The organism is Pseudomonas sp. B22129, from assembly GCF_044218875.1.
Classification (GTDB): Bacteria; Pseudomonadota; Gammaproteobacteria; order Pseudomonadales; family Pseudomonadaceae; genus Aquipseudomonas.
Map to the genome: position 1 here is coordinate 3,254,204 of NZ_CP162592.1, position 14,584 is coordinate 3,268,787.

The 14,584-nt window shown below is 62.7% G+C and carries 15 protein-coding genes and 1 riboswitch; of the genes, 13 read left to right on the forward strand and 2 right to left on the reverse strand.

Annotated elements, in window-relative coordinates; all coding sequences use genetic code 11:
• Positions 1–84 precede the first annotated feature (84 nt).
• Entirely contained in the window at positions 85–1,398 is a 1,314-nt protein-coding gene (locus tag AB4P94_RS14970) for a PQQ-dependent sugar dehydrogenase (protein WP_395611170.1), read from the reverse strand.
• Between the two features lie 99 nt (positions 1,399–1,497).
• A riboswitch (cobalamin riboswitch) is annotated at positions 1,498–1,747 on the forward strand.
• A gap of 80 nt (positions 1,748–1,827) precedes the next feature.
• Here AB4P94_RS14970 and cobO point away from each other — a divergent pair.
• The 13 genes from cobO (at position 1,828) to AB4P94_RS15035 (ending at position 13,187) form a co-directional block, all read left to right on the forward strand.
• Positions 1,828–2,439, forward strand: coding sequence for a cob(I)yrinic acid a,c-diamide adenosyltransferase (gene cobO / locus AB4P94_RS14975; protein WP_025855821.1), 612 nt, complete (start codon positions 1,828–1,830; stop codon positions 2,437–2,439).
• Entirely contained in the window at positions 2,436–3,827 is a 1,392-nt protein-coding gene (locus tag AB4P94_RS14980) for a cobyrinate a,c-diamide synthase (RefSeq protein ID WP_395611171.1), read from the forward strand. Before cobO ends, AB4P94_RS14980 begins: the two co-directional genes overlap by 4 nt.
• Positions 3,824–4,474 (forward strand): 5,6-dimethylbenzimidazole synthase, encoded by a 651-nt coding sequence (gene bluB, locus AB4P94_RS14985; protein WP_395611172.1) that lies wholly within the window; start codon positions 3,824–3,826, stop codon positions 4,472–4,474. The genes AB4P94_RS14980 and bluB overlap by 4 nt, the downstream gene beginning before the upstream one ends.
• Positions 4,471–5,379: an adenosylcobinamide-phosphate synthase CbiB gene (gene cbiB, locus AB4P94_RS14990; protein WP_395611173.1), complete on the forward strand. Its 909-nt coding sequence runs from the start codon at positions 4,471–4,473 to the stop codon at positions 5,377–5,379. The genes bluB and cbiB overlap by 4 nt, the downstream gene beginning before the upstream one ends.
• Entirely contained in the window at positions 5,372–6,361 is a 990-nt protein-coding gene (gene cobD, locus AB4P94_RS14995; RefSeq protein ID WP_395611174.1) for a threonine-phosphate decarboxylase CobD, read from the forward strand. Before cbiB ends, cobD begins: the two co-directional genes overlap by 8 nt.
• Entirely contained in the window at positions 6,358–7,809 is a 1,452-nt protein-coding gene (locus AB4P94_RS15000) for a cobyric acid synthase (protein WP_395611175.1), read from the forward strand. Before cobD ends, AB4P94_RS15000 begins: the two co-directional genes overlap by 4 nt.
• Positions 7,810–7,900: 91 nt before the next feature.
• Complete coding sequence (cobU, locus tag AB4P94_RS15005; RefSeq protein ID WP_395611176.1) at positions 7,901–8,422, forward strand: bifunctional adenosylcobinamide kinase/adenosylcobinamide-phosphate guanylyltransferase; 522 nt, start codon at positions 7,901–7,903, stop codon at positions 8,420–8,422.
• A complete protein-coding gene (gene cobT / locus AB4P94_RS15010; protein WP_395611177.1) occupies positions 8,419–9,474 on the forward strand; it encodes a nicotinate-nucleotide--dimethylbenzimidazole phosphoribosyltransferase in 1,056 nt (351 codons plus the stop codon). Before cobU ends, cobT begins: the two co-directional genes overlap by 4 nt.
• Positions 9,471–10,046, forward strand: a complete 576-nt coding sequence (cobC, locus tag AB4P94_RS15015) for an alpha-ribazole phosphatase family protein (protein ID WP_395611178.1) — start codon at positions 9,471–9,473, stop codon at positions 10,044–10,046. The genes cobT and cobC overlap by 4 nt, the downstream gene beginning before the upstream one ends.
• Positions 10,047–10,048: 2 nt before the next feature.
• Positions 10,049–10,777, forward strand: coding sequence for an adenosylcobinamide-GDP ribazoletransferase (locus tag AB4P94_RS15020; protein WP_395611179.1), 729 nt, complete (start codon positions 10,049–10,051; stop codon positions 10,775–10,777).
• Positions 10,778–10,819: 42 nt separating this feature from the next.
• A complete protein-coding gene (locus AB4P94_RS15025; protein WP_395611180.1) occupies positions 10,820–11,224 on the forward strand; it encodes a MarR family winged helix-turn-helix transcriptional regulator in 405 nt (134 codons plus the stop codon).
• A gap of 54 nt (positions 11,225–11,278) precedes the next feature.
• The gene (locus AB4P94_RS15030; protein WP_395611181.1) at positions 11,279–12,487 is read left to right on the forward strand and encodes an MFS transporter; all 1,209 of its coding nucleotides are present in this window, start codon (positions 11,279–11,281) and stop codon (positions 12,485–12,487) included.
• 151 nt (positions 12,488–12,638) lie between these two features.
• Entirely contained in the window at positions 12,639–13,187 is a 549-nt protein-coding gene (locus AB4P94_RS15035) for a glutathione peroxidase (protein ID WP_395611182.1), read from the forward strand.
• An 87-nt stretch (positions 13,188–13,274) separates the two neighbouring features.
• Here the strand turns inward: AB4P94_RS15035 and AB4P94_RS15040 are convergent, their stop codons facing one another.
• Positions 13,275–14,549, reverse strand: coding sequence for an OmpP1/FadL family transporter (locus AB4P94_RS15040; RefSeq protein ID WP_395611183.1), 1,275 nt, complete (start codon positions 14,547–14,549; stop codon positions 13,275–13,277).
• Positions 14,550–14,584 lie beyond the last annotated feature (35 nt).

Sequence of the window (14,584 nt, forward strand, 5' to 3'; positions counted from 1 at the left end):
TCAGTCAACGGAGGTATCGACTGATCCACCGCTTTCGCGAGCAAGCCCGCTCCCACATTGGTTTTGTGGTGTTCTCGAAACAGGTTACTTAACCGCCGACACCCGCCACACCTTGTTCCCTACATCATCGGCCACCAGCAAGTCCCCCTGCTGATCAATCACCACGCCTACCGGCCGGCCCATGGCTCTCTCGTCCTTGTCGAGGAACCCGGTCAGCACATCCATCGGCTGCCCTTTAGGCTGGCCGCCCTCAAACGGCACGAAGATCACCTTGTAGCCACTGTGCGGTTTGCGGTTCCACGAGCCATGCTGGCCGATAAACGCGCCATGGCTGAACTGCGCCGGGAGTGTGTTGCCCTCGGCGAAGGTCAGGCCCAGCGAGGCGGTGTGCGGGCCCACGGCATAGTCCGGTGCGATCGCCTTGGCGACCAGATCGAGGTTCTGCGGTGAGACGCGCACATCCACATGCTGTCCGTAATAACTGAACGGCCAGCCATAAAACGCACCATCCTTGACCGAGGTAATGTAGTCCGGCACCAGGTCGCTGCCGATCTCGTCGCGCTCATTCACCGCTGTCCACAGTTTGCCGCTTTGCGGCTCCCACGCCATACCGTTGGGGTTGCGCAGGCCTGAAGCAAAAATACGGTGCTGGCCCGTAGCGCGGTCCACTTCCCAAATCGCCGCCCGACCTTCTTCCGCCGCCAAGCCATTTTCGCCAACGTTGCTGTTGGAGCCGACACTCACATACAGCTTGCTACCGTCCTTGCTGGCCACCACATTCTTGGTCCAGTGGTGGTTGATGCTGCCGCCCGGCAGGTCGACGACCGTGGTCCCCGCTGCCTTGATTGCGGTTTCGCCGGGCGTATAGGGGAAGCGCAGCAGCTTGTCCGAGTCGGCCACGTACAGATCATTGCCGACCAGGGTCATGCCGAAGGGCGAGTTCAGGTTTTGCAGGAACACCGTGCGCGTCTCGGCGACGCCATCGTGGTCGGCATCGCGCAGCAGCGTGATGCGGTTCGGGCTCGGCACGCCCGCCCCGGCGCGGCCCATGACTTTCTCCATCACCCAGCCGCGAATGCCCTTGGCGTCATCCGGTTTGGGCGGCGCGTTGGTTTCGGCCACCAGCACATCGCCATTGGGTAGCACATACAGCCAGCGCGGGTGGTCCAGCCCTTCGGCGAATGCGGCCACCTGAGTGCCCGCCGCCGGGGTCGGCTTCGCGCCGTCCGGCCAGCCGATCGCCGGTGCGATATTTACGGTGGGGATCAAGGTTTTGTTCGGTTCCGGCAGCTTGGGCGAAGGCCCGGTGCCGTCGGATACCTGCAGGGTAGAGCTTTCTCCGCAGGCGGCGAGGGTGCCTGCGACCATGATCAGTAAGGCAAGTCTTGTTTTATGCATGGTTTTCTCCTGAATACCTGTAAGGGTAGAGGAGTACGGCCGTGCGATGGTTCAAGTGCAAGGCCAGCTTTAATTGACGCTCCACCCCCAACCCACTAACCTTCGCGGCTTGTTCCAGGTGCTCCGTGGCCCGAGGGTCGACAGAGTGAAACAGGGAAGCCGGTGAGTGAGCGCACTTGTACACAGTGCTGCCGCAATTCCGGCGCTGCCCCCGCAACGGTAAATGAGTGAAAACGGTGCTTTTTGCCACTGTATCGCGCGCGATATGGGAAGGCGCATCGTCGGTCGCCTTCGCGCAGGAGCGCGCCACTCATGAGTCCGGAGACCGGCCTGGGTCATCCAACAGCATCACGGTGGGCGATGCTTGGCTGTCTGTTTTGTCTTTTTCCTGCCCGCCGTTTTTTTGTCCAGCCCCAACGGAGCGCTGCCATGACTGATTCCCCCGACCGCGACGAACGCCACCTGGCGCGCATGCTGCGTAAAAAAGCCGTGATCGACGAGCGCATCGCCAATTCCCCCAACGAGTGCGGATTGCTGCTGGTGCTGACGGGCAACGGCAAAGGCAAGAGCAGCTCGGCGTTTGGCATGCTCGCCCGTGCCATGGGGCACGGCATGCAGTGCGGCGTGGTGCAATTCATCAAGGGGCGCAACAGCACAGGCGAAGAGCTGTTTTTCCGCCGCTTCCCCGAACAGGTACGTTTTCACGTGATGGGCGAAGGCTTCACCTGGGAAACCCAGGACCGCCAGCGCGACATCGCCGCTGCCGAAGCCGCCTGGGCGGTTTCCCGCGAACTGCTGCAAGACCCGGCAATCGGCCTGGTCGTGCTGGATGAATTGAACATCGCCCTCAAGCACGGCTATCTCGACCTCGATCAGGTACTGAGCGACCTGCAAGCCCGCCCGCCGATGCAGCACGTGGTGGTCACCGGCCGTGGCGCCAAGCCCGAGCTGATCGAAATGGGCGACACTGTCACCGAAATGGGCATGCTCAAGCACGCGTTCCAGGCCGGTATCAAGGCACAGAAGGGCGTCGAACTTTGAATCAGCCCCGTCATTGCCCGGCCGTACTGATCGCCGCACCGGCGTCCGGCCAGGGCAAAACCACCGTCACCGCCGCGCTCGCCCGTTTGCACCGCAACCTGGGGCGCAAGGTGCGTGTGTTCAAATGCGGGCCGGATTTTCTCGACCCGATGATCCACGAGCGCGCCAGCGGAGCGCCGGTGTATCAATTGGACATGTGGATGGTGGGCGAGCAGGAAAGTCGTCGCCTGCTGTGGGAAGCGGCGGGCGAGGCGGACCTGATTCTGATCGAAGGCGTGATGGGCCTGTTCGACGGTACCCCGTCCAGCGCAGACCTCGCGCGGCATTTCGGCGTGCCGGTGCTGGGTGTTATTGACGGCACCGCCATGGCTCAGACATTCGGCGCGCTGGCCTTGGGCCTTGCGCGCTATCAGCCGGACCTGCCATTTGCCGGTGTGCTGGCCAACCGCGTCGGCACCCTGCGTCATGCGCAACTGTTGGAAGGCAGCCTCACCGAAGGCCTGCGCTGGTACGGCGCGCTGTCCCGTGAAACCGGCATCGAACTGCCCAGCCGCCATCTCGGCCTGGTGCAAGCCAGTGAACTGAATGACCTCGATGCGCGTCTGGACGCCGCCGCCCAAGCCTTGGGCAGCAGTTGTGAAGCCGCCTTGCCGCCGCCGGTGACGTTTGCCGCGCCAAACGTGATCGAGGCTGAACCCTTGCTCAAAGGCGTGCGCATCGCGGTGGCACGCGACGAAGCCTTCGCCTTCACCTATGGCGCCAGCCTCGACCTTTTAAGGGCGATGGGCGCCGAGTTGCATTTCTTCTCGCCCATCCATGACCGCGAATTGACTGACGCCGACAGCCTGTATTTGCCCGGTGGTTATCCGGAACTGCACCACAAGGCGCTGTCGCACAACACGCCGATGCTTGACGCCATCCGCGCCCACCACGCGGCCGGTAAACCTCTGCTCGCCGAATGTGGCGGCATGCTCTATCTGCTGGATTCGCTCACCGATGTCGACGGCACCCGTGCCGAGCTGGTGGGGTTGCTGCAGGGCGATGCGGTGATGCAGAAAAAACTCGCTGCCCTGGCCCTGCAAAGTGTCGAGCTGCCGGAAGGCGTGCTGCGTGGCCACACCTATCATCATTCCCTGACCAGCACCGAGTGGCAGCCGATTGCCCGTGGCCTGAGCCCCAATGGCGGGCGCGGCGCCGAGGCGGTTTACCGGCAGGGGCGGATGACCGCGTCTTACGTGCACTTTTATTTTCCGTCGAATCCGGCGGCGGTGGCTGCATTGTTCGCGCCAGACCGGGAGGCCGCCATCGCAGGCAAGCCAGCTTCCACACTGGAGGGTGTTTCAACTCGGTCAACTGTGGGAGCGGGCTTGCCCGCGAAGAGGCCATGACTGACAACGCCTTCCCCGAGGCCGACCGCCAGGCCGTCTACCGCGCCATCGCCGAACGCCGCGACATGCGTCATTTCACCGGCGGCACCGTCGCCCCCGAATTGCTGCACCGTTTGCTCAATGCCGCGCACCAGGCACCCAGTGTCGGCTTGATGCAGCCGTGGCGTTTTATCCGCATCAGCGACCGGCCACTGCGTGGGCAGATTCAACAGTTGGTGGAAGAAGAACGCATCCGCACTGCCGAGGCCCTGGGCGAGCGTTCCGACGAATTCATGAAGCTCAAGGTCGAAGGCATCCACGATTGCGCCGAAGTGCTGGTGGCGGCGTTGATGGATGACCGCGAGCGCCACATTTTTGGCCGGCGCACCTTGCCGGAAATGGACATGGCGTCGTTGTCCTGCGCGATCCAGAATCTGTGGCTGGCGGCGCGGGTTGAAGGGCTTGGCATGGGCTGGGTGTCGCTGTTCGAGCCCCAGGCGCTGGCCGACCTGCTGGGCCTGCCGCCCGGTGCAAAACCCTTGGCGGTGCTGTGCCTGGGCCCGGTAGCCGAGTTCTACCCGGCACCGATGTTGCAGCTCGAAGGCTGGGTTGAGCCCCGGCCGTTGGGGGACATGTTGTATGAGAATGCGTGGGGAGTGAGTCAATGAGTGTGGCCTTGCTGTGTGTCGCGGCAGTGGCGCTGGATGCGCTGCTGGGCGAGCCCAGGCGCTGGCATCCGCTGGTGGCGTTCGGCAATTTCGCCGGGCGCATCGAGAAACGTTTCAACACCGGTGGCCGTGGCTGGCGCAGCCATGGCGTCACCGCGTGGTTCATCGCCGTGGTGCCGCTGACCCTGTTGGCCACGGCTTTGTCGTGGGCGCCCTATATCGGCTGGGTGCTGGAGATTCTGGCGTTGTACTGTGCCCTGGGCATGCGCAGCCTCGGTGAACATGTGATGCCGGTGGCCCAGGCCCTGCGCGGTGGTGACCTGGAGGAGGCGCGCAAGCGCGTCAGCTACCTCGTGAGCCGTCAGACCAGTGAGCTGGACAGTACCGAAGTCGCCCGCGCCGCCACTGAATCGGTGCTGGAGAACGGCAGCGATGCAGTGTTTGCCGCGCTGTTCTGGTTTGTCGTCGCCGGCGTGCCGGGCGTGGTGCTCTATCGCCTGAGCAACACCCTCGATGCCATGTGGGGCTATCGCAACGAGCGCTTTGAGCGTTTCGGCTGGGCGGCGGCGAAGATCGACGATGTACTGAACTATATTCCTGCTCGCCTGGTGGCGTTGACTTACGCTGTGCTGGGCAAAACCCGGCTGGCACTCAAATGCTGGCGCACCCAGGGGCCGACGTGGGACAGCCCGAATGCCGGGCCTGTGATGGCAGCCGGTGCCGGCGCGCTCGGTGTGGAACTGGGCGGCGCAGCGATTTATCACGGCGAGCTGCATCAGCGCCCACCCTTGGGCGAAGGCCCGGCGGCGGATGCCGATTCCATCGACCGAGGCTGGCAACTGGTGCAGCGCGGCGTATGGTTGTGGCTGCTGATCCTGTGTGCGGGGGCGCAATTTTATGCTTGAACACGGTGGCCGGCTGCGCAAGGCAGCGATGCAGTACGGGATTGCCGAGGCTGACTGGCTCGATTTGTCCAGTGGCCTGGCGCCCTGGCCGTGGCCGATCCCCGAGATCCCGTTGCGCGCCTGGGCACGCTTGCCGGAAACCGATGACGGCCTGGAAAAGGCCGCCAGCGAGTATTACGGCGCTGCTCACGTGCTGCCGGTGCCGGGCTCCCAGGCGGCCATTCAGTTGCTGCCGCGCCTGCGCCGCACCGGCAAGGTCGGCGTGCTGTCGCCGTGTTATGCCGAGCACGCCGAAGCCTGGCGCCGCGCCGGCTACGTGGTGCGTGAAGTACAGGAACAGGAAGTCGACTTTTTCCTCGACGGCCTCGACGTGCTGGTGGTGGTCAACCCCAACAACCCCACGGGGTTGAGCCTGACCCCGCAACGCCTGCTCGACTGGCACTCACGCCTGGCCGAGCGCGGCGGCTGGCTGGTGGTGGACGAAGCGTTCATGGACGTTACCCCGCAACTGAGCCTGGCAGGCCAGGCCCATCAAGTGGGGTTGATTGTGCTGCGCTCGTTCGGCAAGTTCTTCGGTTTGGCGGGTGTACGCCTGGGCTTCGTACTGGCGGAGCGCAAGTTGCTCAAGCTGCTGGCCGAGCAGGTCGGGCCTTGGGCGGTCAGCGGGCCGACGCGGGTGCTCGGCCAGGTATGCCTGCGCGATACCGCCGGGCATGCGCATCAGCGTGTGCGTTGCATTGAGTCCGGCCAGCGCCTGTTTGACCTGCTTGAGCGCCACGGCTTTCAACCTCACGGCGGCTGCGCCCTGTTCCAGTGGTTGATCACGCCCCATGCCGAGCGCTTGCACGAATTCATGGCCCAGCGCGGCATTCTGCTGCGCCTGTTTGCCCATGACAGCAGCCTGCGGTTCGGTTTGCCCGACAGCGAGGCGGATTGGCTGCGGCTCGACGCGGCACTGGCCGCCTACAAGGAGGCCGCATGAGCACGCTGATGGTACAAGGCACCACCTCCGACGCCGGCAAAAGCACATTGGTGACCGCGCTGTGCCGATGGCTGGTGCGCCAGGGCGTGGCCGTCGTGCCGTTCAAACCCCAGAACATGGCGCTCAACAGCGCGGTGACCGCTGAAGGGGGCGAAATCGGCCGTGCCCAGGCCGTGCAGGCCCAAGCGGCCAACCTGGCGCCGCACACCGACATGAACCCGGTGTTGCTCAAGCCCAACAGCGATACCGGCTCCCAGGTGATCATTCACGGCCGCGCGGTCACCAGCATGAACGCGGTGGCGTATCACGACTACAAAGCCATCGCGATGCAAGCGGTGCTGGCTTCCCACGCGCGGTTGAGCGAAGCCTACCCGGTGGTGATGGTGGAAGGTGCCGGCTCCCCGGCGGAGATCAACCTGCGCGCCAATGACATCGCCAATATGGGTTTCGCCGAAGCGGTGGATTGCCCGGTGCTGTTGATTGCCGACATCAACCGTGGCGGGGTTTTCGCCCACTTGGTCGGCACGCTTGAATTGCTGTCGCCCAGCGAGCAGGCGCGGGTCAAGGGCTTTATCATCAACCGTTTTCGCGGCGACATCGCGCTGTTGCAACCGGGGCTGGACTGGCTGCAAGCCCGCACCGGAAAACCGGTGGTGGGTGTGTTGCCGTACGTCATGGACCTGCACCTCGAAGCCGAAGACGGTATCGACCGGCGCCAGATCGACAAGGCCGCGCAAGTGCTCAAGGTGGTGGTGCCGGTGTTGCCGCGCATCAGTAACCACACGGATTTTGATCCGCTGCGTTTGCATCCCCAAGTGGATTTGCAGTTTGTCGGGCCGGGCCAGACGATTCCTGCAGCGGACCTGATTATTTTGCCGGGCTCGAAAAGTGTACGCAGTGATTTGGCGTATTTGCGCACCAATGGCTGGGAAACGGCCGTGGCGCGGCATTTGCGCTATGGCGGCAAGTTGCTGGGTATTTGTGGCGGCTTGCAGATGCTCGGCGAGCAAGTGCATGACCCGCTCGGGCTGGAAGGGCCTGCCGGTTCCAGCGAAGGCCTGGGGCTGCTGGCATTCAGCACGACCCTGGAGCAAGAGAAACAACTGCGCAATGTGCGCGGGCGCTTGCTGCTGGAAGACGCCGAGGTCAGTGGTTATGAAATCCACGCTGGCGTGACCTCCGGAAGCGCCCTTGAACGCGCCGCCGTACAGTTGGACGACGGCCGCAGCGATGGCGCCCAAAGTGCCGACGGGCAAATTCTCGGCACCTACCTGCACGGCCTGTTCGAAACCCCGGCCGCCTGCAGCGCCTTGCTGCGCTGGGCAGGTTTGCAGGAGGTGCAGGAAGTGGATTACCACGCCCTGCGCGAGCGCGATATCGAGCGGTTGGCGGACCTGGTGGAAAACCACCTGGATACCGACCTGCTACGCAAGCTATGCGGGATTTGAGCATGTATACGCGGTTCTTATGTGGGAGCTGGCTTGCCTGCGATGGCGGCCTGGCGGCCAACCCAATTCAGCCAACCCCAGGTGCCATCTCATGCTCCAACTGATCCTCGGCGGTGCTCGCTCCGGTAAAAGCCGCCTGGCTGAAAAGCTCGCCAGTGACAGTGGTTTGCCGGTCATCTACATCGCCACCAGCCAGCCGCTGGATGGCGAGATGAATGCACGCGTCGCCCTGCATCGCCAGCGCCGCCCAGACGCTTGGGGGTTGATCGAAGAACCGGTCGAACTGGCGCGCGTGCTGCGTGAGAACGCTGCGGCCAATCGCTGCCTGCTGGTGGATTGCCTGACCCTGTGGCTCACCAATCTGCTGATGCTTGAAGACGCCGAACGCTTGGCGCTTGAGCGCGATCAACTGTTGGAAACCCTGGCTTCCCTGCCAGGAGAAATCATTTTTGTCAGCAACGAGACCGGTCTGGGTGTCGTGCCGCTGGGCGAATTGACTCGCCGCTATGTGGATGAAGCCGGTTGGCTGCATCAAGCCTTGGCCGAGCGGTGTCAGCGTGTTGTCCTGACGGTTGCCGGCCTGCCCCTGACATTGAAAGGTACCCCGTTATGACTGATTCCTGGTGGCTCAACCCGTGCAAGGCCGTCGACGCCTCGGCCCATGAACAAGCGCTGGCACGCCAGCAGCAACTGACCAAACCCGCCGGCTCCCTGGGCCAGTTGGAGGCGGTGGCCGTGCAATTGGCTGGCCTGCAGGGCCAGGTAAAACCTGCGGTGGATGAGCTGTGGATCGCCATTTTTGCCGGTGACCATGGTGTGGTCGCCGAAGGTGTGTCGGCATTTCCCCAGGAAGTGACCGGGCAAATGTTGCACAACTTTGTCACTGGCGGCGCAGCCATCAGCGTGTTGGCGCGGCAGTTGGGGGCGCAACTGGAAGTGGTCGACCTCGGCACGGTAACGCCGTCGCTGAATCTGCCCGGTGTGCGCCATCTGAATATCGGTGCGGGCACGGCCAATTTTGTTAACGGGCCGGCGATGACGGCGGCTCAGGGTCGATTGGCGCTGCAAGCGGGCCGAGACAGCGTGCTTCGCGCGCGCGAAGCCGGTGCGCAGTTGTTCATCGGCGGCGAGATGGGCATTGGCAACACCACGGCGGCGAGTGCGCTGGCGTGTGCCTTGCTCGCTTGCGCGGTGAGTGACCTGACAGGCCCCGGCACCGGTTTGAATGCCCAAGGCGTCAGCCACAAAGTCGCGGTCATTGAGCGCGCGCTGGCGCTGCATGCCGGGCAGCGTGGCGACGTGCTGCAAACCCTGTTCAACCTCGGTGGTTTTGAGATCGCTGCGTTGGTCGGCGCCTACCTGGCCTGTGCCCAGGAAGGCATCGTCGTGCTGGTGGATGGTTTTATCTGCACGGTCGCCGCGCTGGTGGCGGCACGCCTGAACCCGGCGTGCCGCGAATGGCTGGTGTTTGGCCACCGGGGCGCCGAGCCGGGCCATCGCCATGTGTTGCAAAGCCTCGACGCCCAGCCGTTGCTGGAACTCGGCTTGCGTTTGGGCGAAGGCAGCGGCGCGGCGCTGGCAGTGCCTATGTTGCGCCTGGCGTGTGCGCTGCACGGCCAGATGGCGACCTTCGCCGAGGCGGCCGTGGCAGACCGCCCGGCATGACCTTGCGCCTGGACCTGCTGCGCCACGGCGAAACCGAACTGGGTGGCGGCCTGCGTGGCAGCCTGGATGATGCGCTGACGCCCAAGGGTTGGGAGCAGATGCGCGCTGCCGTCGTGGGGCAGGGGCCTTGGGACCGTGTAGTCAGCTCGCCGTTGCAACGTTGTGCACTGTTCGCCCGCGAGCTGGGCGCGCGGCTCAATCTGCCGGTGAGTCTGGAAAAAGATCTGCAGGAATTGCACTTCGGCGCTTGGGAAGGGCGCAGCGCAGCGGCGTTGATGCAGACCGACGCCGAGGCGCTGGGGCTGTTCTGGGCTGACCCCTACAGCTTCACGCCGCCTGAGGGGGAGCCGGTCAGCGATTTTTCCAGCCGTGTTCTGGGCGCGGTCTCACGCCTGCATCAGGCGTATGCCGGTGAGCGCGTGTTGCTGATCAGCCACGGTGGTGTGATGAAACTGCTGCTGGCGCGCGCCCGTGGTTTGCCTCGGGAGCAATTGCTGAATATCGAAGTCGGCCACGGTGGCTTGTTCAGCCTGCGGGTCGAGGTGGATGGCGTATTGAAGGAAGGACGCTGAGCATGCTGCCGTTTTGGATCGCCCTGCAATTTCTCAGCAGCTTGCCGATCAAACTGCCGGGCATGCCGGAGCCGCAGCAGTTGGGGCGCTCATTGCTGTTTTATCCACTCGTAGGCCTGCTGTTTGGCGTGTTGCTGTGGGGCCTGAACACTGCGCTGACGGGCGCTCCGCTGTTGCTGCACGCTGCATTGTTGCTGACTGCCTGGGTGTTGCTCAGCGGCGGTTTGCACCTGGACGGCCTGGCTGACAGCGCCGATGCCTGGCTCGGTGGCTTTGGCGACCGTGAACGCACGCTGACGATCATGAAAGACCCGCGCAGCGGCCCGATTGCCGTGGTCACCCTGGGCCTGGTGCTGTTGCTCAAATTCACCGCACTGGTGGCGCTGATCGAGCAGCACAATGGCGTGGCGCTGATTCTCGCCCCGCTGATCGGGCGCGCGTCAATGCTGGCGCTGTTCCTCACCACGCGCTACGTGCGTGCAGGGGGATTGGGCCAGGCATTGTCAGATCATTTACCAAGGGTTGTCGGGCAGCAGGTGCTGATCCTCAGCGGCCTGGCCTGCGTGCTGATCGGTGGCTTTAACGGCGGTATTGCTGTGCTGCTGGCGGCTATTGGCTTTGTGTGGCTGCGCCAATTGATGGTCAATCGGCTGGGGGGCACCACTGGCGACACTGCCGGCGCCCTGTTGGAGCTGCTGGAGATGGCCGTACTGGTCGGTCTGGCGCTGTAACGCTTTCTTGCAATTCCTTAATCCCGGGTATATACACGCTCAATGCTTGCCTCCCAATGCTTATGCACCAACCTGCGACGCGCCGCCCGTGGCGTCAGCAGGCATTACGACGGCGCTCTCGACGGCTTCGGGATCAACGTTGCCCAGTATTCTTTGCTGTGTAACTTGCAGCGTCTCGACCAGCCGAGTATTTCCAGCCTGGCTGAAGCCATGGGCCTGGACCGCAGTACCCTGGGGCGTAACCTGCGGGTGTTGGAGGGCGAAGGCCTGGTGCAGTTGGTGGAAGGCGATGACCTGCGCAACCGCCTGGTGTTATTGACCCAAGCCGGCGCAGAGCGGCTGGCGGCGGCCTTGCCGGCGTGGGAAGCGGCACAACAGAAATTGATCGATCAACTGGGCGCGGAAAAACGCGAAACCCTGTTGGCCTTGCTGGACGAGCTCGCCTGAACGCGAGTTTGTTCGAATACAAGCGGGTATATACCCGCGAGCGGAGAACAAGAAATGACTTCGATGTGGCGCACCAGTGGATGGGTACTGTTGGGGAGTGCGCTGATCCTGGCGTTGTCGTTGGGCGTGCGCCACGGCTTCGGCCTGTTTCTGGCGCCGATGAGCAGCGAATTCGGCTGGGGCCGTGAGACCTTTGCCTTTGCCATCGCGTTGCAGAACCTGATTTGGGGCTTGTCGCAGCCGTTTACCGGGGCCCTGGCCGACCGCTTTGGTGCGACCAAAGCCGTGTTCGTCGGCGGTGTGTTGTACGCCGTAGGCCTGGTGTTGATGGGCATGTCGGATTCGGCGTGGTCACTGTCGCTGAGCGCGGGCTTGCTGATTGGTATCGGCCTGTCGGGCACTTCTTTCTCGGTGATTCTCGGTGTGGTTGGCCGTGCTGTGGCACCGGAAAAACGCAGCATGGCGATGGGCGTCGCCAGTGCCGCAGGTTCCTTCGGTCAATTCGCCATGGTTCCCGGCACCCTGGGTTTGATCGGCTGGCTGGGCTGGTCGGCAGCCTTGCTGGCACTGGGGCTGATGGTGGCGCTGATCCTGCCGTTGGTGGCGATGCTCAAGGACAAACCGCTGCCGGCCATGGCCGGCCAGCAAACCCTGGGCGAAGCGTTGAAGGAGGCGTGTTCCCACTCGGGGTTCTGGCTGCTGGCCTTCGGCTTTTTCGTGTGTGGTTTCCAGGTGGTGTTTATCGGCGTGCATTTACCGGCGTACCTGGTGGACCAGCATCTGCCGGCAAGGGTGGGCACCACCGTCTTGGCCTTGATCGGCCTGTTTAATGTGTTCGGTACCTACACGGCGGGCTGGCTCGGCGGGCGTATGTCCAAGCCGCGCTTGCTCACGGGGTTGTACGTATTGCGTGCGGTGGTGATCGCGCTGTTCCTGTGGGCGCCGGTGACGGAGGTTACGGCTTACCTGTTCGGCATGGCGATGGGCTTCCTGTGGTTGTCCACGGTGCCGCTGACCAACGGTACGGTCGCGACGTTATTTGGTGTGCGAAACCTCTCGATGCTCGGTGGGATTGTGTTCCTGTTTCACCAACTCGGTTCGTTCCTGGGCGGCTGGCTGGGCGGGGTGGTCTATGATCGAACCGGTAACTACGATTTGATCTGGCAGGTAGCAATCCTGTTGAGCTTGCTCGCCGCCGCCCTGAATTGGCCGGTACGCGAGCGGCCGGTGGCGCGTTTGCAGGCGCAGATGGAGGCGGCATGACTGTGGCAGTGCGGTGTTTGACGATTGCGGCGTTTGTCGTGCTGCTGCTGTTGGCCTGGTGGGGCTGGCAGCGCGGCGGGTTGGCGTTGATGCAACTGGGTATGTCGATCTGTTAAGTTCGGGGTCTGGAATCGTTCAAGGACCTCACGACATGCAGATGCGCTGGCTTGCAGTACCCGTCCTGATGGCCATTGGCAGTGTTGCCATGGCCGCCAATTGCCCGCCGTTGCTCGAGGGCCAGTTGCCCAAGTTGCGGGCCAAGGAAACCATCGACCTGTGCCAGCGCTTCGCCGGCAAACCGTTGGTGATCGTCAATACCGCCAGTTTCTGCGGGTTCGCGCCGCAGTTCAAAGGTCTTGAAGATTTGTACCAGCGCTACAAGGGCCAAGGGTTTGAAGTGATTGGCGTGCCGTCCGATGACTTCAAGCAGGAAGCCAAGACCGGCGAAGAGACGGCCAAGGTGTGCTACGTCAATTATGGCGTGACCTTCACCATGACTGAGCCGCAGAAGGTCAAGGGGCCGGACGCGGTGCATTTGTTCAAAGTGCTGGCGCAGCAGACCAGCGCGCCGAAGTGGAATTTCTACAAGTACGTGGTGGACCGTCAGGGCAAAGTGATCGCCAATTTCTCCAGCCTGACCAAGCCGGACAGTCCGGATCTGATCAAGGCTGTCGAGCAGGCGCTGGCTTCGAAACCCTGATTACCCGCCATTGAAAAGCCCCGCTTCCTTTGCAGGAGAGCGGGGCTTTTTGTATTCAACTGGCGAGCCGTTCAGGCTCGCAGTGAATCAGAACTTGTAGGTAGCACCCAGTGCGTAACCCCAAGCGCTGTTTTTGTACTCGGCGTTGTAAGGCGTGCCTTTGCCGGTACGGTTGACGTTGACTTCTTCTTCCCACAGGTAGGACAAGGCAGCATCAATGGTCAGGTCGTCGGTTGCATTGAAGCCGGCACCGAAGCTCACGATCTTGCGATCGCCTGTTGGGATACGAACCGAGCGGTCAGTATTATTGGTTGGCGATTGATCAACGGTAAAGCCGGTGCGCAGCACCCATTGCTTGTTGACCTGGAACGATGCGCCGATGGCCGAAGCCCAGGTGTCGTGCCAGTTCTGCGGCTCGTTGATCGTGCCGATCGGGCCGGTCGAACCACCCAGTTGGGCAGGAACGCCTTCGTTGTTGACGGTGATTTCTTTCAGGCGGCTCCAGCGCGTCCAGGTGCTGCCTGCATAGACAGTCCACTGGTCATCCAGCTTTTGGGTGATCGAGAAATCCACGGATTCCGGGGTGGTGATATCCAGCGATGCACCAAAGCGGCCGCCGTTGAACGGACCGAAACCGATGCCGGAAATGTTGGTGTGGCCTTCCAGCTTGTATTTGACCTTGGAGGTGTAGGTGATACCGATGTTGGTTTTATCGGTAGGGGTCACCAGTACGCCGATTTTGTAGCCCCAAGCGGTGTCATCACCCTTGATGTCTACCTTGCCATCATTGCGGCCGAAGGTGGCTGCCAATGGAGTGGCGGAGGTCAGGTTACCGTTGATACGGTTGAAGGTTGGGCCGAAGCCAACGGAAACGTATTCGTTGAACGCGTAGCTGACGGTCGGCTGGAAAGTGACGACTTTTACTTCACTTTTCTTGCCGTAGTAACGACCGCCGAAGCCGCTTTCGTAATCTGTAATCAAACCGAATGGCGCGTAGACACCCAGGCCGAAGGCGAGGTTGTCGTCGAATTTCTTCACGGCAAACAGCATTGGAACGGCGGTGAAGGGAACCATGTCGCCGTCATTGGTGCCGCGAGGGGCGCCGCCGCTGACATTCTTGATATCGGTCTTGGCGTCGATTGCCGCAACACCCGCGGTGATTTGATCGCGCTTGAGGCGCGACATGCCGGCAGGGTTGCCCGCGATAGTGCTTGCATCATCGGCAGAAGAAGAACGACCTGCGAAACCCGTACCCATCCCGCTGACGCTCTGTTCGTTAAGGGCAAAACCGCTTGCGAACAGTTGGGAGGATGCCATGGCAACGGCGAGGCTAAGTGTGGTCTTGAGCATTACTTTTTTCATTATTAGAAACTCCTTGGTGATCACCGCTGCGGAAA